At 64.2% G+C, this 21,321-nt stretch carries 11 protein-coding genes, 1 other RNA gene and 2 pseudogenes; 3 read left to right on the plus strand and 11 right to left on the minus strand.

Annotated features, from left to right (window positions below):
* Together F7R02_RS13785 and F7R02_RS13790 are read left to right on the plus strand one after the other, a co-directional pair.
* Positions 1 to 106 (plus strand): annotated as a pseudogene (locus F7R02_RS13785) (IS5/IS1182 family transposase); the annotation flags it as partial.
* Between the two features lie 231 nt (positions 107 to 337).
* Entirely contained in the window at positions 338 to 1,576 is a 1,239-nt protein-coding gene (locus tag F7R02_RS13790; protein WP_151210112.1) for a type III secretion system effector protein, read from the plus strand.
* A 329-nt stretch (positions 1,577 to 1,905) separates the two neighbouring features.
* Here the strand turns inward: F7R02_RS13790 and xopP are convergent.
* The 3 genes and pseudogenes from xopP to F7R02_RS13810 form a co-directional block, all read right to left on the minus strand.
* Positions 1,906 to 4,055, minus strand: a pseudogene (gene xopP, locus F7R02_RS13795) (type III secretion system effector XopP).
* 714 nt (positions 4,056 to 4,769) lie between these two features.
* Positions 4,770 to 5,495, minus strand: coding sequence for an AraC family transcriptional regulator (locus F7R02_RS13805; RefSeq protein ID WP_005918445.1), 726 nt, complete (start codon positions 5,493 to 5,495; stop codon positions 4,770 to 4,772).
* 131 nt (positions 5,496 to 5,626) lie between these two features.
* On the minus strand, positions 5,627 to 6,031 hold the full coding sequence (locus F7R02_RS13810; protein ID WP_078588826.1) for a hypothetical protein: 405 nt from the start codon (positions 6,029 to 6,031) through the stop codon (positions 5,627 to 5,629).
* Between the two features lie 374 nt (positions 6,032 to 6,405).
* On the opposite strand from F7R02_RS13810, the gene F7R02_RS13815 reads away from it, so the two are divergent.
* Positions 6,406 to 6,813, plus strand: a complete 408-nt coding sequence (locus F7R02_RS13815) for a hypothetical protein (protein ID WP_235857266.1) — start codon at positions 6,406 to 6,408, stop codon at positions 6,811 to 6,813.
* 242 nt (positions 6,814 to 7,055) lie between these two features.
* On the opposite strand, the gene F7R02_RS13820 is transcribed toward F7R02_RS13815, so the two are convergent.
* The 8 genes from F7R02_RS13820 to F7R02_RS13860 all read right to left on the minus strand — a co-directional run bounded on the left by F7R02_RS13820 (position 7,056) and on the right by F7R02_RS13860 (position 21,317).
* The gene (locus F7R02_RS13820; RefSeq protein ID WP_078588827.1) at positions 7,056 to 9,176 is read right to left on the minus strand and encodes a S9 family peptidase; all 2,121 of its coding nucleotides are present in this window, start codon (positions 9,174 to 9,176) and stop codon (positions 7,056 to 7,058) included.
* A 156-nt stretch (positions 9,177 to 9,332) separates the two neighbouring features.
* A non-coding RNA gene (locus F7R02_RS13825) (sX9 sRNA) lies at positions 9,333 to 9,408 on the minus strand.
* Positions 9,409 to 9,469: 61 nt separating this feature from the next.
* Positions 9,470 to 10,315 carry a transporter gene (locus F7R02_RS13830; protein WP_078588828.1) on the minus strand — a complete coding sequence of 282 codons (846 nt, stop codon included), beginning with the start codon at positions 10,313 to 10,315 and terminating at the stop codon, positions 9,470 to 9,472.
* Between the two features lie 704 nt (positions 10,316 to 11,019).
* Positions 11,020 to 12,990, minus strand: a complete 1,971-nt coding sequence (locus F7R02_RS13835; RefSeq protein WP_078588829.1) for an OPT family oligopeptide transporter — start codon at positions 12,988 to 12,990, stop codon at positions 11,020 to 11,022.
* Between the two features lie 422 nt (positions 12,991 to 13,412).
* The gene (locus F7R02_RS13840) at positions 13,413 to 14,231 is read right to left on the minus strand and encodes an HDOD domain-containing protein (protein WP_078588830.1); all 819 of its coding nucleotides are present in this window, start codon (positions 14,229 to 14,231) and stop codon (positions 13,413 to 13,415) included.
* A 209-nt stretch (positions 14,232 to 14,440) separates the two neighbouring features.
* Complete coding sequence (locus F7R02_RS13845; RefSeq protein ID WP_078588859.1) at positions 14,441 to 16,033, minus strand: alpha/beta hydrolase family protein; 1,593 nt, start codon at positions 16,031 to 16,033, stop codon at positions 14,441 to 14,443.
* Positions 16,034 to 16,465: 432 nt separating this feature from the next.
* Positions 16,466 to 19,717 (minus strand): error-prone DNA polymerase, encoded by a 3,252-nt coding sequence (locus F7R02_RS13855; RefSeq protein ID WP_167521031.1) that lies wholly within the window; start codon positions 19,715 to 19,717, stop codon positions 16,466 to 16,468.
* A 181-nt stretch (positions 19,718 to 19,898) separates the two neighbouring features.
* Positions 19,899 to 21,317, minus strand: coding sequence for a Y-family DNA polymerase (locus F7R02_RS13860; RefSeq protein WP_078588831.1), 1,419 nt, complete (start codon positions 21,315 to 21,317; stop codon positions 19,899 to 19,901).
* Between the last annotated feature and the right edge of the window lie 4 nt (positions 21,318 to 21,321).

Raw genomic sequence — 21,321 nt, forward strand, 5'->3', positions numbered from 1 at the left:
CGGCCTGGCCAAAAACACCGCACACGTGCTGACCTTGTTTGCGCTCTCCAATCTGTGGATGAAGCGAAAGCAGTTGCTGCCGGCTATGGGGAGCGTGCGCCTGTAAACCAGGAAATTCCCACGGAAAGCGCCAGAAATGGCGAAATTCCAAAGATTCAAACGCCACTCTTCGGAACGACGCGACATCCCGCACTCTCAGGCCTCGTTATTCAGACCTTCCCTAGCCACCAGGGCCGACATCGGCGGCCATCGCCACGCGATGAGCCTGTCCGAAAGCGCTGTTGTCTTCTCGCGCTCCAAGGCGACGTTGGGAGGCAGCGATGTGGGCATGGTCGGGATGCTCGATGGCCAGGAGCATCTTGTCAAAACCGGGATTTCGCGCAGCCTGCTAGGTCAGGCAGTGGATTGTTGCGCGAAGGGCCGAGGCGTGGAGGCCAACAAACGCTTGGGCTACATCGTCGGCTCGGCAGCCAGGCTGCTTGAAGGCAGCATGGACAAGCAGGCCACGCAACAATGGCTGACACTGGCCTTCCATGCCTATCTCGATACCGAAAAAGGTAAGAGATTGACGGAAAAGGCGAAGACAGGTGCGTTGGACATCGACGATGTCTGCGAGATTCACGACAGCCTGGTTGCCGCTGATCCTCGATTACGCAATCCGCTTGGCATCCCTGCCTTGTTTGACGTCATCAACGTCGCTGCCTCACAGGATTTGGTCAACGCGCTGCAGGGGCACCATCTTTCGCGGCAAAACATTCCGGACTCATCACTGCTGACACTGCCCGACAACGCCTTGATCACCTCGCGCCTGATTCATGATGCAGAGCCGCTGGATACATTTCTGACCAAGGCGTTTCTGCCGCCTGACGTTACGCTTGCGCAGGCCAAGCAAGCCGCTGTCCGTGTGAAAAGCTCCGCAGCCGGCAGCGGTGCGCAGGCCGATGAACTTGCCGCAGACCACGCGCTGCTTGCGCGGATCAACGATCCGGCTAATCTTCGTTCGGGCAAACAGGCGTTGATCGATACCTTGCGCCACAGCGGTCTGGACGGGCTGTTCGCCTCGTTGCTGGCCAGGCTGACCCTGGGCGAAGCGTCTGATCTGGGCCCTGACAATATGCTGGTCATTCCCGGAGAAGATGCACGCCACAAGGTCATCAGCATTGATGTGACCGGCTTTCGCTACGACCGGGAGAAAGATACGCAGGCAAATTCACGGGAGCCGCTTCGGTATGGTTGGGGAGACGTCATCCAGAACCCGGTACGGGCACTGCAGGTGCTGCTTGATGCAAGCGTGATGAGCAGTCGTTATGCCAAAGGCCTGGATGGCGTACATGCCATGGTCATCGAGGCCATACACGAGGCCCTTACCTGGCAAGCCACGCCTGAGGTGGAAATGGTCAAGCAGTGGTACGCCGCGCTCGATGTAGACTCCGCCACGTCCTCCTTGCGCTCGTTGGGCGATCAATTGAAAGGCATGTCTGCCGCGGGTTGGATGCCGGATGCCGCGCTGGTGAATCAGGTATTGGCACGCAATTCCTCCTTCCTCAGCAACGTGGTTCAAAAATGCCGCAAATGATGGCTGCGACCAATATGAGCCACGGACTGCAAGTGCGCGGTACCAGTACCGCCCACCGCGAAGGTCTTGGATGAAACACGCCTGGCCGCGCGCCAGCGCCTGCGCGTACACTGGCTCGGGCGTTTGACACCGGCTTTCTTCCAGCAAGGCGTTGGCAGGAGAGAGACCCGAGCTCCCTGACGCCGAATTGCCTCTATCAAATGCTCACCGTTTTCACGCCCTTACCTGGCCTGCTGCAACTGGCCACTCACAGTGAGTGATCCGTGCAGCGCTGAGGGCGCTCGTTCCGGCGATCTCCTTCCTTGGTAAGGACCGACCGAGCGTCGTGATTATTGTTGCCCGCCAGAGCCAGCCGCCCAAAGCTGGCCAAGCAGCTTGGAGCCGATGGTTGCCCGGTGCACCTTGGCCTCGGTATTTCCGAGGGCGCGCATCATCTCCTCCCAGCGTGCGCCCAGGTTGACCTCCCTCGCGGTCTTCAGGTGGACGGCGGCCAAGTCCTTGTAATGGAGCGCGCGCAGCTTGGCGGGGGTTACCGGTTTTTCGGTATGTATGTGGATGAACCAGGGCGCGGGAATGTCTCCATTTGACTGCGGCGCGTGCTCGATACGCACCTCGAATAGCCTGCCACGGTCGCCCTCCGAGCGAAGGCGCTTCGGCGCCGTGACGCGTGCCACTCCATTCATCGCCAACAGGCGCTCCAGATGCGGCGCCCGTGGCTGCGGATCGGTCTTGAGCGCATCGGCTTCGCGCCGTTCGAAAGCATCCTCGATCCTCTGGAGAAGCCGCAGCCGCGTATCGAGTTGTTCGATGCGCCCGTCTCCTGCACGGAGCTTGCTTTTGAGCTGCAGCAGACGCTCACTCGATCCGAACCAGCCCTGCATGCAGGTCCTGGCAAAATCGAAGGCCGTCGCCGCGTCATGCCTGGAGTCGCCGATCAGGCGCTCTACGTCAGTGGTGTCCTTGCCGAGGCGCTTGGCGAGCGCGATGAAATCGCCCCCGAGTTCTGCCACTGGCAACGACTCCAAGCGCGTGCCTCTCAGTATCTCGTCGGCCTGCTTTTGCGCTGCGCTGCGCTCGTCAATGACCCGCCGCGCGGCGGGCGCTGCCGCCGAGCTGGAAGCATCAGGCGTACGCGTGCCTGCCTTGTGTGACCTGCTCGATTTGCCTGCTGTCGTTGTCGTTGTCGTTGTCGGCATGCTTGGTGTGCTCGACGCCGGTGCTTGCTCGGGCGTAGCCGCTGCTGCGCCAATCAGCTGCCTGTCCTGGATGGCGAAATCACACACGTCAAGAATTGCCTGGCGTTGGTCGGCAAGTGCCTGGGCAAGATCGAGCATCGTTGGCCATAGATGATCTGTGGCACGCCCCCCGTCCTCGATGAGCGCGGCGGCATCCATACACAGCTGCGTCGCCGCTCGGCCACGCAGCTCGGCGTATTCGACAAGCACTTGCTTGTACATGGCCAGCATCTGCGGCGTCAGTGAGTGCTCGGTTGAGGACAGGCGTTCGATATGGACCTGGATCACATGCCTGAGCGCTTCACCCACCTCAGCGTGGCCAAGATCCTCGACTTCTTCGAGCTCCCTCAGACCGTCAAGCACCTGGGGCAGGCCGCAATTGCAGGCCTCATCGGCAAGTCTCCTTGAATGTATTTCGACGAGCATTCCGCGGACCGTCTGCATCCGCTCATGGCACGATCCCATCATCGCCCTGACGACCGGAAGATTGACCTTGAGCGAGTCGCGCGGCCCCTGACGCGTCATCGGCGATTTGATGCGCTGGCAAACGTCCTCCATCGCGGCAAGGGCATTCAGAAGATGGCCGCGTAACGCAAGCCATGGTTCCGGTTGCTGCAGACGGAGGGCCTCAGGAGAAAACACCACCATCTCGACCCTTTGGGTCCGCACATGGCCCAATTCGGTAGCCACTTTCTGATCGATCATCTCCTTGCATGAGTCGTGGTGCAGGCATGCGGCTACGGCGAGATGCGTCACCAGGAAATCCTCGTGTTCTCGATATTGTCGACCGGCATGCATTTTTGGATATTCAACTCGGCCAGCGCCTGCAAGCCTTGTCGAGCCGATTCGATCGCGGACGTTCCGGACCGAAGTCTTGCTTCCAGTGCTCTGATATCCGTTGGCTGTGTCGGCACTATGTTTTGTGCCAGGTCGTTGAAGCGTGTCAGCCTGGACGAGGCCTTGCTCAATACTTCGAAAGGATCTGGCCCTTGCGGAACTGACGGCGCGGCAAAGAGCGCCGCCATGACGTCCTGTGCGTTGGTAGAGGATGCCGCTGGGAGATTGGCTCTGGAAGCCCGGCCCAGCCGCCGCGGCCTGATGGAAAGCCCGCCGAGTTGCGCTGAGGGCGCCGCACTGTCGGCAGACGTGCTTGCGGCTGATCCCGAGCCCGATGGTGTCGGTGCAGTTTGAATCAACTGCGCGGGATCCGGTGGGGCCTGCTTGGTCGATTCAATCTTAGGCACGGTGCATCCTCCGATATCGCCATTCAATTTGCTCGCGCACGGCGTCCGAGTGTCCCCCCGCCCGGGAATGTGCGTGGAACGTGGTGGTGCGGCACCCCAGCCTTGCTAGCCGGCAGCAATGCGTGTTGCCACTGCGTGACGCAATAACCGCGTTACCTGTGCCATGGCGCTCGATCCACCTGCCTCATCGTGTTGCATGCTGCAGCGCCTGCGTCACTCACTGCTGGCTCCACCCGGCATTCTTCATCATGCAATTGCGGGATGACCTGCAGCGACTCCGTATTGCCGTTTCAACGCAAGAAGCGCGACCCACTCATGTCGATGTACGTGACATCGCCGCCTTAGTAGACCACCGAATGCTGCGCCGTTCGCATGCGGCGCGAATGCTTGGTGACTGATACGAAGACGACTCGACTGCGCACGCCGTTATTCAAGGACCGGACAAGGCGATCAAGGCATCTCCAAATACTTTGAGCTCCTATCAAGACCCGCTAACACGTCCGACGCCCTTTGACTGTGAGACGAGTGCGAAGCGTCCTGTGGCGCGTGGAGACAAGGCGTGCGCTGCGGCCCAGGCTAGCCGCCTGGGCAAGGCACGCGACGCGGTATCGGCCCGCCACAGGGCGCTTGTTCGAAAAACACCTCATCGGGCAGTTCAAGAGAATTCAGGCGCACCCCATGTCGTGCGCATGCACGTTGAGATCGCCCCGCCCTCTACACTGTTTCGGTCGAAAACTGCTGCGCATTCGCCAACGCACGATATTCGCGCGGCGTCATACCCACCGCTTGCTTGAATTGCCGCGCGAAGGCGCTTTGATCGCTGAAGCCGCAAGCGTGGCCGATTTCGGTGAGGCTCTTGTTTCCGTGCAGCAGATGCATCGCCATCTGCAGGCGCAGCTTGGCCAATACTTGCTGCGGCGTGAGCTGGAATACCTTGCGGAACGAGCGCTGCAGCTTGGACATGGAAAATCCGGTGATCTCCACCAACGCCTGCATGCGGACGTTCTGCGCGTAATTGGCGTTGAGATACGCCAGCGCAAGTCGCAGCTTTTCGTATTGCGATTCGTGGCCATCCTGCGGGCCCAGATCGCGCGAGATGCCGATGATGCCCTGCACCTTGCCGTTCACCACCAACGGCCGCTTGCAGGTCAGGCACCAGCCAGGCTCACGGTTGGCGAACAGGTGGAGCTCCAGCAGGTTGTCGATCACCTCGCCGGCAAGCACCTGCTCGTCCTGATTGGCGTAGTTTGCGCCCAGGCCACTGGGATAGACCTCGGCCACACGCTTGCCGATCAGGTCCTTGCGCGACTTCAGCCCCAGCCGCCGCAGCATGGTCTGGTTGACGTGGGTGTAGCGGCCCTCGCGATCCTTGACGAAGAACAACACGTCCGGCACGGCATCGAACAACGCTTCAAGATCGGCAGGATCGATGCTCTTCATGCGAAAGGGTTCATGCAGGGCAAGGTGCTCGAGACCGGGAAAGGCGCATCAAACCAGGCGCGCGATCGAAACAATCCGCCCCTGCCGCGCCATGATACGCCGCATGCGCGATCTGCCTGCGGCCTGGGGACTCAGCGCGAGTTGTTGCCTGCGTCCACTGCCGCCGGTGCAGGCTTGGCATCTCCCGCCGCAGCGGTCGGGTTACCGATGCGATCCAGCGGCACCTGTCGCGCACGCCAGCTCTGCACCACCGCCGCACCGGCCTGTGAGCCTACCTGCACGCGCAGGCGCGCGCTGCCGCCGGGCGCAATGAACTCGATCTCGCAGTCGCCAGCGGCCATGCAGCTATCGGCCGCAAGGGGATCCACCACTTGCCAGCCTTGCTCCATCACCGCCTGCGCAAACGCGCGATACCCCATGCCGGATTTCAGCACGGCCAGCAATGGCACGCTCGCGTCGCCGCCTTGCTCGGACGACGCAGTCAGCGCCACCTGCGCGCGCGCAGGCGCAACGGCAGGCCGCGACGCAGCGCCCAACGCGGGACTGCAGATCAGAGCGATACCCACAATGCGGGGCGGAACGACGTGCGCATGCAAACGGTCCTTGCGGTCCTGGCAGGGAACTGGGAAGAGGAAGATGCGCTAGTTTGACATGCCCGTGATGCGCTGCGGCAATCGCATTTGGGATGCATTGGCCCGTGATCTGGACAGCGGCGTTGCAACCGGGCCAGTTCAAGCGTCCTCATCCAGCGCGCGTCATTGGAACTGACAACGCTGCAGATCACCATTCGCCGCCGCCATCCATCGTTGCAGCCAACGGCAGACGCATCGATACCGGCGCGACCAGCGCCTGCCCGGTCGCCATCGTCGCGAGCAAGCTGCATCATTGGGGTTTGCCCGCGGAGTCACCGATGGCCATGGCCAGCTCTTCAACCACGACGTCTTCAACCTATGCAGTCGGGCAGCTGTGGCGCTGCCGCGGGCGCAGCGCCGCCGAAACGCCGCTACTGCTGATCAACCAGATCGATACGCATCCGCAGGGTGGCCAGATCCTGCACGTGACCAGCAGCGACGTCCATGTGCGTCATGCGGGAATGCCCAACGGAACGCTGGACACGCTGCCGCACATTCCGGTCATTGCACAGACGCTGGAGCGCAGCGCTGCCGAACACGTCGGCGACAGCACGCCCAATCAGGCGTATTTGCCCGGGTACGCCGAGTGGAAGGCCGCGTTCGACGCCGGGCGTGCCGGCTCGTTCGGGATTGCGGTGTCCGAGATTCTGGACATCGTGGAAGGCCAGCTGGCCAAGCGCGGCTAGCACTGAGCAGGTGTCAGGTGGGCATGGACTGCCAGGAAGAACCGCAGCGCACGCGCGGCAGATGCCGGCGTGGAGTGCCGGCAGCGTGCGTCTGGCAGTGCGCGCAATCGGCTCGCTAGCACTTCAGGCGCAACAGTCAGGATTCGCTTGCCGGAACGGTGACGTCGACAGCGCCCATCGCCCAGAGAACGCATTCGCTCAAGCAACCGACACGCCGCGCCTGGCGGCGTGTCGGTCGTCCGTCACTGACCGATATGCTGCTTCAGCCAGCTGTTGACGGTGTCATGCCACAAGATGCTGTTATCCGGCTTGAGCACCCAGTGGTTCTCGTCCGGGAAATACAGGAACTTGGAATCGATGCCCTTGCGCTGCAGCGCGGTGAAGGCGGCCAGGCCTTGTTCGACCGGAATGCGGAAATCCTGCTGACCGTGGATGACCAGCATCGGCACCTTCCACTTGTCTACGTGCAGCACCGGGTTGAACTTCTCGTAGCCGGCCGGGTTCTGCCACGGCGTGCCGCCGTTTTCCCACTCGCTGAACCACAATTCCTCGGTGGCGTAGCCCATGGTGCGGTTGTCGAACACGCCGTCGTGGTCGACCAGGCACTTCCATGGTTGATTCCAGTTGCCGGCCATCCAATAGACCATGTAGCCGCCATAGCTGGCGCCCAATGCGCAGGCCTTGTCGCCGTTGAGGAAGCCGTATTGCTTCTGCGCGGCGGCCCAGCCTTTTTGCAGATCTTCCAGCGGGCGGTCGCCCCAATGCTGGCTGATGGCGTCGGTGAATTCCTGGCCGTAGCCGGTAGAGCCGTGGAAGTCGATCATGACCACCGCGTAGCCCTGGCCGGCGTAGGTCTGCGGATTCCAACGGTTGCTCCAGCCATTGCCAAAGCTGCCCTGCGGGCCGCCGTGGATGAGGAACGCCACCGGGTACGTCTTGCCTTCCTGGTAGTTGTACGGCTTGACCACGTAGCCATGCACGGTGTCGTTGTTCCAGCCCTTGAACTGGAACTGTTCGTAGTCGCCGAACTGCACCTCTGGCAGCAGTTCGCCGGCGCTCTGGCTGATCGCACGCAGGCCCTGGCCTTGCGTGTCGCTGACGAAGACCTGGTCGCCACTCTTGAGCGAGCTGCGCGTAAACGCCAGCGTATTGCCGGCCAGCGTCGGGGCGTGCACGCTGCCCTCGCCCACCAGCTTGGTGGCCTCGCCGCTGGCGATATCGATCTTGAACAGCGGATGCTCGCCGAGATCGTCGGCACTGGTGTACAGGCTGCTGCCGTCGTCGCTCAGCACGATTTCGCCGGCCGAGCGGTCCCACTTCGGCGCGATCTCGCGGGTCTTGCCGCTGGCCACATCCATCGCCATCAGGCCGAAACGGTCGGCCTCGAAACCCGGGCGCTTCATGGCGCGGTAGTACAGGGTCTTGCCGTCGGTACTGAACACCGGGCCGGCATCCCAGGCCGGGTTGGCCGCGGTCAGGTTGACCGGCGCGGACTTGCCGGTCGCATCCAGGCGGTACAGATCGAAGTTGGTCTGCCACGGCTCGTCGTTGCCGACAGGCTTGCCGCCGGTCTTGGCGGTCTTGCCTGCTTCCGGGCCATGCGGCTGCGGAATGCGCACGCTGGCCACCACGCTGCTGCCATCCGGCGACCAGGTGTAATCGTCGTTGCCACCGAACGGCTTGGACGGCGCGTCGCCGGCCAACGTGGCGCTGATCGCCGACGCCCCGACCACTGCCTTGGCACCGGTCGCAGGCAACTCGGCGACGAACAAGGTATTGCGGCGGCCATCGTTCCAGGTGTCCCAATGACGCACGAACAACTGGTCGTAGACCACGCCGCTGGCCTTGTTGTTCTTGCGCTCGCCCAGCTTCTTCTTGGTGCAGCCCAGGTCCGAGCCGCAGTCCTGGAACACGCCCGCGCTGAAGGCGATGCGCTTGCCGTCCGGCGAGAGCTTGTAGCTGTCCACGTCTACTGCAAATGCGGTGAGTTGCTGCGGGGTGCCGCCGGCCATCGGCTGCGCGTAGAGCTGCTGGCTACCGGATTTGCTGCTGAGGAAGTACACCGTCTTGCCGTCCGGCGACAACGCCGGGCTGTTGACGTTCCATCCTTCCGGGATGAGCCGCTTGGGCGGAGACAAATCGCGGGTGCGCAGATTGCGCACCCACAGGCTGGTGGCCGGCTTACCATTGGCGGTCTTGGCCTGGCGCTTGGCGAACAGCACGCTGCTGCCATCGGGCGTGAGCGTGGGCGAGGACACCCGGTCCAGCGCCACCATGTCGCGCACATCGAAACCGCGCGCGGCGGCAAGGCTTGGCAGGGCAGCCAGCAGACACAGGGGCAATACGGCGTGACGCAGCTTCATCGAGCTCTCCGGCAACGGCAAAACGTCGATGGTAGGCGTTGCTGCGGCGCACGCGCAAAGGCAGGAGGTCATGCGCACGCGACGTGGTGCGCCGCGCACGCATGCGCCTGGCCCATGCCGCCTGCACGCGGCACGGGCGGCTGGGCGCTCTAGCGCGGCTCACAAAACGTAGCGAGCAGTCGTCAGGCGGGTGCGGACGGCGCACAGGAACCGCGGTGTACGCGTGGCACATGCCGATTCCGAGCACCGGCCGCACCCGCCTGGCGGCTACGCAGTCGTTTTGTGAGCTGCTCTTAGAAGCGGTGCGACAGGCCTACGTAGACCTGCCTGTCGGGCGTGTGGTCGTTGAGGCCGAAATTCGCACCCACGTCCAGCTGCAATAGCGGGTTGAGCAGATACGTCGCCGCAATATCGGCCGAGTACTGCTCGACGGTCCGTGCAGGGTCGCGGTTGATCGAGGACCACAGCTCCACCGCCATCGACACCTTCGGTGTCAGCGGGCGCGCCAGATTGATCACGTTGACGATGGCGACATGCTTGCCGCTGCCATCGCTGTCGGCCAACCAATCCAGTTCCGGACCGAACGTCAGCGAGAAGCTGTTGGGCAGCGCAAAATTGATCGGCAATGCGACGCCGCCCTCCCATTCGTCGTTGCCCAATCCGGTGCGCGCGGTGGGTGCCTTGACGAACGGCAGCAGCGCCACGCTGGCGGTGTCGCTCTCGTACACACTCGCCTTCATGCGCAGATAGAGATCGCCGCCGCCGCTCAGGCTGCTGCGCGCGCCGGTGGCGCGGTCGGTGGTCTTGACTTGCAGCTGCGGCGCCCAATTGAGTTGCAGATCGATGCGGTCGCTGACGCCGTACTTGAGCGTGGGATTGGTGAAGTACGCTGTTTCTGTGCGTGTGCCGGGCTGGCTGTCGCGCGTGTCATTGCCGATGTCGGTTTCCAGCTGCCAGGCGCCAGCCGGCACGGTGCAGGTGGCATTGGCCTTGGTCGGCCGATCGGTGCAAAGCGCCGCTTCGGTGGCGTCTTGCGCCTGCGCCTGAACTGCGAGGCTGCTCAGCGCTACAGTCACGATGACGGCGAGCAGCGATGCGGGTGTCTTGCGGGTGGACGAGCGCGAGGTGATGGTGGGCATTGCAGTGATTCCAGGCAAAGCGCGGCACGGATCGCATGACCGTGCAGCGTTGAAAAGTGGGATGAGTAAAGCGTTACGACGCGCGGCATGGCGGCGCTGCGCTTGGTCGGCGGCGCCGCAACTGGTTTTTTTCAGTGCGGCGTCAGTGCGGTCACTGATGCGATGCATACGCCTGCTGCCGAGAAGTGCGCGGGCTTGCACTGCCAGACACGTGCCTGGCTTTGCGGCGTCATGCACAGCGTGAGCGCGCCACGTTCTACAGCGTGGTTGGGATCAGGATCAGTCCAGGCATGCAGCACTCATGGCGCACCGTTGTGCGGGAGACGGCACGATAAGCAGCAGCGGCATAAAGTCGCTATGCCTGGCAGCTGCGCAGGGCGTAAAGCCGGCGCAAAGACATTGAATGTCGATGGCGGTAGCTGATGGCTATGCAGGCAGAGATGCCCTGCATGCGGTAATGCTGCACGGTTCGCATGCGGTGCGTCGGACGCAGTCGCAGCCATGCAATCGAAACGGCGAATCAACTTCCGTCGTACGGAGGACCTGGCGCCATTGCGGCGCTGGCATGTCTTCGCCGGGTAGAGACCGGCGGCCCAGACAGCTGATTCCCGATCCATCACACCTGCAATGGATCAGCCACGCATACAACCACGCGCGGCTTGCAGATGGCGCATGCTGGGCGCATGCGCCATCTGGCATCGCACTCAGGCGACCTGTTCGCCGCGCTTGCCGACGCGATACAGCAGCCAGCCGACCAGGGCCAGAATCGCCAGGCCGACCCACTGGTTGAGCTGCAACGCGGCCGGCAATGCCAGCACATCGGCGCGGCTGGACAGCACGATCGGCACGGCGATGGCGATGCCCATCAATGCCTCGCCGGTGATCAGGCCGGCGGCAAACAGCACGCCCGGGCGATGCACGCGATCACGGCCGTCTTCGTCGTCGGCACGGATGTTGTGGAAGCGCTCCACCAGATGCGCGATCAGACCACCGAGGAAGATCGGCACCATCAATTCCAGCGGCAGATAGATACCGATGGCCGCGGCCAGCACCGGTACACGGAAGCGCTTGCCGGTGGCCTTCAACCATTCGTCCAACGCGATGATGGCTGCACCCACGCCGGCACCGATCGCGATCATGCTCCACGGCAGCTGGCCGCCGAACAGGCCCTTGGCCACCGAGGCCATCAGCGTCGCCTGCGGCGCGCCCAGCGAATTGGGATGCTGTGGCGTAGCTGGGCCGATGCCGTAGGCCTGGGCCAGCAGGTTCAGCACGGGAGCCATGATCAATGCGCACGAAAACGCGCCGATACCCAGCATCAGCTGCTGCTTCCACGGTGTGGCACCGACCAGATAACCGGCCTTGAGATCCTGCAGGTTGTCCCCGCCCACCGCCGCCGCGCAGCACACCACCGCACCGATCATGATGGCGGCCACTGCGCCCAGCGGCGCAGCGCCGATGCCCACCGGCACCAGGCCGCTCTTGCCGAGCAGCAACACCAGCACCGCCGAAGCGAACAGGATGGTGGAGATGGTGATGCCCGACACCGGGTTGTTGGACGAACCGATCAAACCCGCCAGATAGCCCGAAACCGATACGAACAGGAAGCCGGCCACGATCATGATGATGGTCATCGGGATCGACACATGCCACTGCTGCACGATGGCCTGATACAGGCCCAGCAGCGGCAGCGTGCACAGCACCAGCGCCACCAGCATCCACTTCATCGGCAGATCGCGCTCGGTCTCTGCAACCACGCCGCCGCCACTCTTGCGCTCAGCGGCAAAGCCGCTCTTGACGCCGGAAAACAGCGATTTACGCAGCGAGAACAAGGTCCACACGCCACCGATCAACATCGCGCCGACACCGAGGTAGCGAATCTTCGCGCCCCAGATGCCGAACGCTGCATCGGCAGCCGACGCACCGACCAGGCTCTGCGCCAGGGCCGGGTCCGAGCCCATGAAGAACTGCTGGTACAGCGGGATGGCGATGTGCCAGGACAGGATCGAGCCGGACAGCACCACGATGCCTACGTTCAACCCGACGATGTAGCCCACGCCCAGCAGCGCCGGCGACAGGTTGGTGCCGATATAGCCCACCAGCCGGCTGCTGCCCAGGTAGGTGGCCTGCGCCCAGGTGTCGGGAATCACGCGCAGGCCGCTGGCCGCAGCCAGCTTGACCAGCGCACCGATGGCGCCGGAGATGGCCAGGATCTTCAAGCCCGGGCCGGGATTTTCGCCGGCCTTGAGCACTTCGGCCGCCGCCTTGCCTTCGGGGAACGGCAGCGGGTCTTCGACGATCATCGAGCGCCGCAGCGGCACCGAGAACAACACGCCAAGCAGGCCGCCCATACCGGCGATGCCGAGCACCCACCAGTACTTGAAGTCCGGCCAATAGCCCATGATCACCAGCGCGGGGATGGTGAAGATCACTCCGGCCGCGATCGACGAGCCGGCCGACGCACCGGTCTGGACGATGTTGTTTTCCAGAATGGTGCCACCGCCCAACAGGCGCAGCACGCCCATCGACACGACGGCTGCCGGGATGGCGGTGGCGATGGTCAGGCCGGCGAACAGGCCGAGGTAGGCATTGGCGGCCGAAAGCACCACCGCCAGCACGATGGCCAGCGCGACGGCACGGAAGGTGAGCTGGCGCGGCTGCGCGTCGTGGCTCATTGGGCATTCCCCTGTAGGCAAAAAATCCGCACCACGCTAGCGCCTGCGTCCACGCGAGTCCAGCTGCGGCGCGGCGTGACAGTGTGCGCGCTGTGGCGGGTGGGCTTCACAGGGGCGACCCGACGCACGCGCTGCTGCCTGGGTTGCAATCTGCCAAGCGCGGCGGTATCCGGCGCGTTGCTCTTGAGGACGCGGGCACGTTTCGAAGCACGTTCACGCCAACGTCGATACAAGTTCGCCGCGCCTGTCACTTGGCGCCAGCTGCCGCCCAGCGGGGGCGTTATGGGGCCAATGCCTGCCGGTATCTGCGCCGGGCGCGGTGATCACTGCATGGCAGCGGCCCGACACCGCGCGTGCGACGCAAGGCGCAGGAGACTGCGCATGCGCCGCTACGCGGGAATGATGCAGCGTCCTGCCGAGGGTTAGTGCAGCAACTCGGCAAAGGCGCGATCTGCCTCGATGACCTCCGGCAGCGCGGCGAACAACGCGTCCAGATCCACACCGTCCATCAGCGGGCTGCGTATCGCTTCCAATGCCGCCGCGGTGGCGCCGCCGTGCGCATGCAGCGCATCGCAGACCAGTACCGCCTGGGCCACCAGCAATGGCATGCGCGCCCCGTCCGGGGCCGCGGCAGGCCGGACCTGATACCCGATGGCTTCCTGGATCACCACGGGCAACTGCCAGCGACGTGCCAGCTCGGCCCCGACTTCCGGATAGCCGAAGCCCAGTTGCAGGGTTTCTTCGGCCGCATGACCTGCAGAGGAGGTTTCGTGATTGATGCGGCTGGCGTATTCCGGCGCACCGGACTGGATCAAGAGCTCGCCGATGTTGTGCATCATCCCGCAGGTGAAGGCCGTCTCCGGGTCCGCCCCCTGCTGGCGCGTCAGCAGGCGGCAGATGCCGGCCACTTCGAAACTGTGCCGCCAGAAGGCCTTGAGGTCGAAGCCCGGGCCAGCCCGGAACGCGCCAGTCATCGCCGACGCCAGCACCAGCGTGCGCAGGGTGTTGAAGCCCAGCCGCATGGCCGCGTCTTCCACGCTGGTGGAATCGCGCAAGCCATGGAAGCGCGCCGAATTGGCCAGCCGCAACACTTTGGCGGCGATCACCGGATCGCGCTCGATACTGTGCGCCAGCGTATCGATATCGGTCTGCGGATCGTCGAATTGACGGATCAGGTCTTGCGCCACCTTGGGCACGGTGGGCAAGGTGTGCAACTGGTCGAACAACGCCTCCAACTTCATGATCGCCTCGTGGGTGAAAGACAAGCCAGCGCGGCTGCGCGGACCTGCATGGTGTAGCACGGACCGGCTTACTGCCAATGACCGACGGCAGGATGATTCACTCAGGCTTCTGGCTGGGTCTGTACAGCGCACTACCTCCCCGCATGGCCCGACTGACCGCAGAAGCAAGCGAACTCGACAATTCGACGAGGCGACCGTCTCGGTGACCCTCAGTCGGCCTTGGCGCCACCCAGCGATTTGGATAGAAACGCCAGCAGCTGGGCGTAGAACGCGCGTCGATGGGGCTCGGTGTAGAAGCCGTGGCCTTCTGTATCGAAGTACAGCGTTTCCACTGGCGTGCCGGCCTGGCGCAACGCCGCTTCCATTCGCTTGCTGTGCTGGATGGGCGCGCGCTCGTCCTCGCCCCCTGCGGCCAGAAACACCGGCACCTTGATCTGCCTGGCTAGATTAACCGGCGAACGTGCGGCCAGCGTGGCCGGATCGCCCAACCATTGCTTGAGATAGTTCTCGCCGGAACCGCGCTTCTGGATATCGCCGCTGGTGAACATCATCGGCAAGTCGTAGACGCCCACATAACCGGCCGCGCACGCATACAGGCCCGATTCCTTGGCCGCACCCATCAAGGCTGCGTACGCACCGTAACTGGCGCCAAAGATGCAGATCTTGCGTGCGTCGGCATACCCCTGGGCAATCGCCCAGCGCGTTGCATCGGTCACATCGTCCTGCATGGTGCCGCCCCACTGACGCGCGCCGGCGTGCTGGAAGTGGCGCCCGTAATTGCCCGAGCCACGGAAATTGATCTGCAGCACCGCATAACCCGCTTGCGCCAGCAGCTGCGCATCGTCGTCGAACTGCCAGCTGTCGAAGATCTCGAAGGGACCGCCATGGGGCATCACCACCATTGGCAGATGTTTGTCGCCCGCGCTGCGCGGCAGCGTGAGATACCCATGCAGTGGCATCCCGTCACGTGCCTGCAGTGCAATCGGCTGCACGGTGGCCGTGCGCTCGGGGTCGAACCAGTCGCGCCGACTGATCACATGCTGGGCTTTGTTCTGTTGCGTATCGAACACGTAGAAGTCGCCAGGGTTGCTGCCCGAATAGGCTTCCAGCATCACGTAGCGACCGTCTTTGGTGCTGGAGGTCACGCGCACCGCGTTGCCGGCGAAGGCCGCCTCCAGGCTGTGATACATCCGCGCTTCACCACCATGCTCGTCGAAAAAGCGGGTGCGGGGGCGGTCGGCCATGAAGATGGCGCCGACCGGGATGGTGGTGCCGTTGCGGTAGATGATCTCCAGTGGGTCGGCCACCGCGTCGCGCAATACCTGCTCACGGCGATTGGCCTGGATGTCCCAGCCGACGATCGCATCGGGGCCGTCGGCGCTTTGCACGCGCAAGTACGCAATGCGCTCGTCCTGCGAAAAACCCAGCGGTGTTTCGACATGGCCACTGACTTGCTCGTCGTTGATCAGCGCCCATTCGTCGCCCGCGCCCTTGCGGTAATACAGCTTGCTGACATTGTCCGAGCCCGCCCCCTGCGCAAAGCGCACCTGCCCATGATGGTCGGTGGTGAAGCTGGCGCGCTGAATCGGCGCACGCGCCAGCGGCAGGCGACGGCCGGTGGTGACGTCGAGCTTTTCTGCGCGGGTGTAGGGATCCTGCCCCGACATCGGCCAGATCGCCACGATCACGCTGCGGTCGTCGTCGGGCAAGGGATCGGTCAGGAATGCGGCCACCGCTTCGGTCTTCTTGACCTTGATGTTGGTGCCAAGGCCGGTGCCGCGTGCGCGGTAACCCACCAGCAACTCGGCTCCGGTGCCATCGGCGTTGATGGCATACAGCTCGCCGGTCGGCAACGGCTTGTCGAGCAGGCCGTACTTCTGCGCAATGGAAATCAACACGCGGGTGTCGCTGACCCAGGCGAAATCGCTCACGTAGGTGTTTTTTTCCAGCACGAAGGTGGCGCCGATGCTGTTGTCCGAACGCCGCATGATCGCAAGGGCGGTCTTGTCTTCCATGGGCACGGTCGCGGCGAAATACGCGCCGCTGGGCGATAGCTTGATGTCGGCGAACTTGTCTTTCTTGATGTAGGCGCCGACATCCACCTGGGCCGTGGCAGTGCCGGCCGCCATCAGCAGCACCAAGGCCGCAGGAATGATCCATTTCCGCATGTACGACTCCGTGTTGTAGGCAAACCGATTGCGGAATCTAGCAGCAATCCATGGACCTAAAAAGCGTCAATGGAAATCGCGCGAGGGCAGCTGCATGTCGCCGAGCAGGTTGCTGAGGTCGTACAGGTCGCCGGCGATGAGATGCTCTACGCCGTCCACGCGTTCCCAGCGACCGCGCACGGCCAGCAGGCGCGATTCCAGCAGCGCGCGGCGGCGACGCAGCGCAAGGTGCGACCAGACGATGACGTTGATCATGCCCTGTTCGTCTTCCAGGGTGACGAAGATGGTGCCCTTGGCGGTGGCCGGGCGCTGGCGCTGGGTGACCAGGCCGGCCACATGCACGCCGCTGCCGTGGCGGTGGCCCTGCAATTCGCGCAGACCCAGGATGCGCCGCTGGCGCATCTGCGGGCGCAGCAGCGCCATTGGATGCTGGCGCAGGCTCAGGCCGACCGAGCGGTAATCGGCAAGGATTTCTTCGCCCGCGCGCGGCGCCTCGAACTCCACCGGGCGCTCCTCCGGGCTGCCCGGCAACAGTGGGCGACGCGGCTCCACGCCGGCCATTGCCCAGCGCGCGGCATTGCGGTTGCCCACCATGCCTTGCAAGGCGCCTGCTTCTGCCAATGCCAGGCGTGCTTTTTCGTCGAGTGCGGCGCGCAGGCACAGATCGCCGATATCGGCGAACGCCCGCTGCGTGCGTGCGGCAACGATGCGCTGCGCCACCACTTGCGACAGTCCGGCGACCTGCCGCATGCCCAGCCGGATCGCCGGTTGTTCGCCGGGATCGGCAGCGCTGCGCCACGGCCGGCCGCCGACCAGGGTATTGTCCCAGTCGCTGTGCAACACATCCACCGGCAGCACCTCCACACGCTCGCGCTCGGGGCTGCCGCGGCGCGCATCCTGCACGATCTGGCTGGCCGAATAAAAGCCCATCGGCTGCGCGTTGAGCAGCCCGCAGGCGAATGCGGCCGGCTCGTGGCGTTTGAGCCAGCAGCTGGCATAGACGAGCTTGGCGAACGAGGCGGCATGGCTCTGTGGAAAACCGTAGGAACCGAAACCCTTGATCTGTTCGAAGATCTGGTCGATGAAGCTGGAGGCGTAGCCTTTGCCCTGCATGCGTTCGCGTACGCGCGTGCGATGCTGTTCCATGTCGCCGCCGCGCCGCCATGCGGCCATCGAGCGACGCAAGTTGTCCGCTTCGCTTTCGGTGTATTCAGCGGCATGCATCAGCAGTTCCATCACCTGCTCCTGAAACAACGGCACGCCCAGCGTGGGCTTGAGGATGTCTTCAACCGCAGGCGACGGGTAGTTCACTTCTTCGCGGCCCTGCCGCCTGCGCAGATAGGGGTGCACCATGTCGCCCTGGATCGGCCCGGGGCGCACGATCGCCACTTCGATGACCAGGTCGTAGAACACCGCAGGCTTGAGCCTTGGCAGCATCGCCATCTGCGCACGCGACTCGATCTGGAACACGCCGACGGTGTCGGCGCGCTGGATCATCTTGTAGGTTGGCGCGTCATCGCCTGGCAGCGTGGCAATGCTGTAATTGCGCCCACGGTGGCCGCGCACCAGATCCAGCGTCTTGCGGATGCAGGTGAGCATGCCCAGCGCCAGGCAATCGACCTTGAGCAGCTTCATGGTTTCCAGATCGTCCTTGTCCCACTGGATGATGGTGCGGTTGGCCATCGCGGCATTTTCCACCGGCACCAGCAGCGACAAGGGCTCGTCGGAGATGACGAAGCCGCCGACATGCTGCGACAGATGCCGTGGGTGATCGCGCAAATGCTCTGTAACGGCCAGGATCTTGTTGATCAGTGGGTTGGCCAGATCGAACCCGGCTTCTTCGATGCGCTGGTCCATCGGCGTTTCACCATTGCCCCAACCGTAGCAATTGGCCAGCAACGCGATCTGGTCCGGTGGCAGACCGAAGGCCTTGGCCACGTCGCGCACCGCGCTCTTGCCGCGATAGCAGATCACCGTCGCCGCCAGCGCTGCGCGTTCGCGCCCGTATTTGGCGTAGACGTATTGCAACACCTCCTCGCGGCGTTCGTGCTCGAAGTCCACGTCGATATCCGGCGGCTCGTCGCGTTTTTCGGACAGAAAGCGCGCCATCAACAGGCGCGTTTCATCCGGGTTGACCGCGGTGATGCCCAACGCATAACACACTGCCGAATTGGCCGATGAGCCACGGCCCTGGCAGAGAATGCTCTGCTCGCGTGCGAAGCGCACCACATCTTGCACAGTGAGGAAGAACGCCTCGTACTTCTTGAGCGCGATCAGCGCCAGCTCTTTTTCGATGTCCTCGCGCACCTTTGCCGTGATGCCGCCCGGCCAGCGCCTGCGGATGCCGGCTTCGGTGAGCTGGCGCAGATAGCTGGTGGGCGTGTGGCCTTCCGGCACCAGCTCTCTGGGATAGGTATAGCTGATCTTGGAAATATCGAAGGTACAACGCTGCGCCAACTCCACGGTGGCCTGCAACAACGCATCCGGGTAGATATTGCCCAACGCGCGCCGGGTGCGCAGATGCCGCTCGCCATTGCGGAACAGGTGTGCGCCGCACTCGGCCAGCGGCAGCGTGTGGTGGATGGCGGTCAAGGTGTCTTGCACGATGCGCTCGCGACGCTGCGCCATATGCACATCGCCGCTGGCCAACGCGGTCATGCCCAATTGCTGCGCCAGCGCTTGCAGGACGTGCAGGCGCGCGACATCGTCCTGTTCGCGATGCAGTTCCACTGCCAGAAACGCCCGCTCGCCGAAGACCTGTTGCAACCAGGCGCCCTGCTCTACCTGCGGCTGTGCGCCGGGCAGCCACAGCGCAAACACGCCCGGCGCCACGTCGCGAAACTGCGCTTGCACCTCGGCGCGATCCAAGCGATAGGCGCCCTTGCTGGCCGCACGCCGTGCGGTCGTGATCAACCCGCACAGCTGCGGGTAACCGTGCGCGTTTTCCACCAACAGCACGAAGCGGGTGCCATCGACCAGGGTGAATTCGCTGCCGACAATCAAGCGCACGCCGGTGGCACGCGACGCTTCCAGGCCACGCACGATGCCGGCCAGCGAGCATTCGTCGGTAATGGCCAAGGCGCTGTAGCCGCACTGCTGCGCGCGTGCGAACAATTGTTCGGCACTGGAGGCACCGCGCAGGAACGAAAAGTCCGACAGACAATGCAGTTCGGCATATGCAGGCAGACCATCGGCCTGCTGCGCGTGGACGATATCGTCATTGGCCGCGCGCAGGCGTGCAGCCACATTCCAGGCGCGCGGCATGCGCCCGCCGGGCGTGTCGCGGTCTACGCCATCGATGGCGTCATCCCAGCTCATGGATGCTGGATGACTTCAACAGCGCCATGCTGTCTCGCACGGCCCTTGCAATACGCGGCAGATCGCGTCGCTGCAGCTCCTGCTGCGTTCTTTTTGGAGGCCCGGCACCTGTAGCCTGCACCCAACCCGCGACCAGCAGCCAGGCGGCCCGTGCTCGGATCCTGCAATGGCATCCCTGCGCTCACGCAAACCACCCATGCAGCATCCAGCCGTCCACCCGACCGGGCGCGGCGAATGCCCAGCCACGCCGGCCGCGTGCGGTCTCCACCACGTAGTAATCGCGACGCGCTTCATCGTCGTCCCACCAACCGCTTTCCAGCCGCTCCGGGCCGGACACGATGCGCAGGTGCGGGTCGTGGAGCGGCACCGGCTGCGGCAGCAGCCAGGTGGGGCGCGGCGGACGCGGCGGCGCAGCGACTTCGCGCACCGCATCGCCGATGGCGCGGCGCCACGCGCGCTCCGGGCGCGGGTCGTCGGCCGGCAACACGCGATAGACCGCGTCATCGCCCAGCCGTGCACGCAGGCGCTCGCGCAGTTGCGGCCACTCCACCGATTGCTGCGCGCGCTGATCGAACAAGTCGCGCATGGCCGGTACGAACGGTGGCAGCTGCCGTGCCAGCAAGCGCATCGCCACCACCGGCCGCGGAATCTCCACCCGCTCCAGCCGGTTACGGGCCAGCTCGAACAGCAAGGTGGGCGCGCGTTCCGGCGTGAGCAGGCCGATCTCCACATCGGTCGCGCCTTCTTCGTGCTCCAGGCGTAATAAAAACCGCTGCACGCCGCCATCGCGAATGGACAGATACGTGCACAGGTCGCCGATCAGCCGGCGCAACGGAAACAGCAGCGCCGGATGCGTTTCCACCTCATACCCCAACTCCACGCGGTGGTCGAAGTGGTCTGGCGGCGCGTAGCACTCCAGTGGGTCGTCGACCTGCCCGTAGAGGCGATCCAGATGATCGAGCAGGCCCGCACCGAAACGCCGGCGCAACCCGTCGCGCGGCAGCCCACGCACCGCCGCGAGCGTGCGCACGCCCATATGCTGCAGGCGCTCGCCGGCATCGTCGGGCAATGCAGCGCGGCGCACAGGCACCTTGTCGAGCGTGCTGTGCAGGGCCGGCAATTGCGTCACCACCATGCCGTCGCGCAGGCCGGCCAGCACGCGCGCGGCGCGCGGCGTGGGTGCCAGCGCAAGCCGGTGCTGGAAGCCCAAGGCTTGCAGCTCATCGCGCAGGCGACGCTCGAAGCGCGGCCAGGGGCCGAACAGGCGAAAGCTGGCACCGGCTTCCAGCACGATGGCGCGCGACCACTGCAGGCTGACCAGCGAACTGTGCCGATATGCCCAGGCCGCAAGAAAGCGCTGCGTGCGCGCTTCGTTTTGCGCGTCGTAATCGATGGTGCGTACCTGAGTCATCAAGGCATGCGCCGCCGATAGCCGCATGCCGGCCTTCAACCCAGCCGCGCCAGCGGCGGCATTGACCGAATGCAGGCTGCGCAGTTGCGCCGGGCCTTCCACCAGCACCAGCGGCGCCTGCGGCGCTTCCAGACGCCGAAGGACAGCGTCCAGCGCCAGCTGCGGCAGCACTATGCAGGCCCACAACATGCGC

This window comes from Xanthomonas cissicola (assembly GCF_008801575.1).
GTDB classification, from domain to species: Bacteria; Pseudomonadota; Gammaproteobacteria; order Xanthomonadales; family Xanthomonadaceae; genus Xanthomonas; species Xanthomonas cissicola.

Excerpts from the sequence above, each read along its gene's own strand:
- F7R02_RS13840 (WP_078588830.1), bottom strand. The coding sequence starts at position 14,231 with ATGAAGTTGGAGGCGTTGTTCGACCAGTTGCACACCTTGCCCACCGTG.
- F7R02_RS13835 (WP_078588829.1), bottom strand. The coding sequence starts at position 12,990 with ATGAGCCACGACGCGCAGCCGCGCCAGCTCACCTTCCGTGCCGTCGCG.
- F7R02_RS13815 (WP_235857266.1), top strand. The coding sequence starts at position 6,406 with ATGGCCATGGCCAGCTCTTCAACCACGACGTCTTCAACCTATGCAGTC.
- F7R02_RS13830 (WP_078588828.1), bottom strand. The coding sequence starts at position 10,315 with ATGCCCACCATCACCTCGCGCTCGTCCACCCGCAAGACACCCGCATCG.
- F7R02_RS13860 (WP_078588831.1), bottom strand. The coding sequence starts at position 21,317 with ATGTTGTGGGCCTGCATAGTGCTGCCGCAGCTGGCGCTGGACGCTGTC.
- F7R02_RS13820 (WP_078588827.1), bottom strand. The coding sequence starts at position 9,176 with ATGAAGCTGCGTCACGCCGTATTGCCCCTGTGTCTGCTGGCTGCCCTG.
- F7R02_RS13855 (WP_167521031.1), bottom strand. The coding sequence starts at position 19,717 with ATGAGCTGGGATGACGCCATCGATGGCGTAGACCGCGACACGCCCGGC.
- F7R02_RS13805 (WP_005918445.1), bottom strand. The coding sequence starts at position 5,495 with ATGAAGAGCATCGATCCTGCCGATCTTGAAGCGTTGTTCGATGCCGTG.
- F7R02_RS13790 (WP_151210112.1), top strand. The coding sequence starts at position 338 with ATGCTCGATGGCCAGGAGCATCTTGTCAAAACCGGGATTTCGCGCAGC.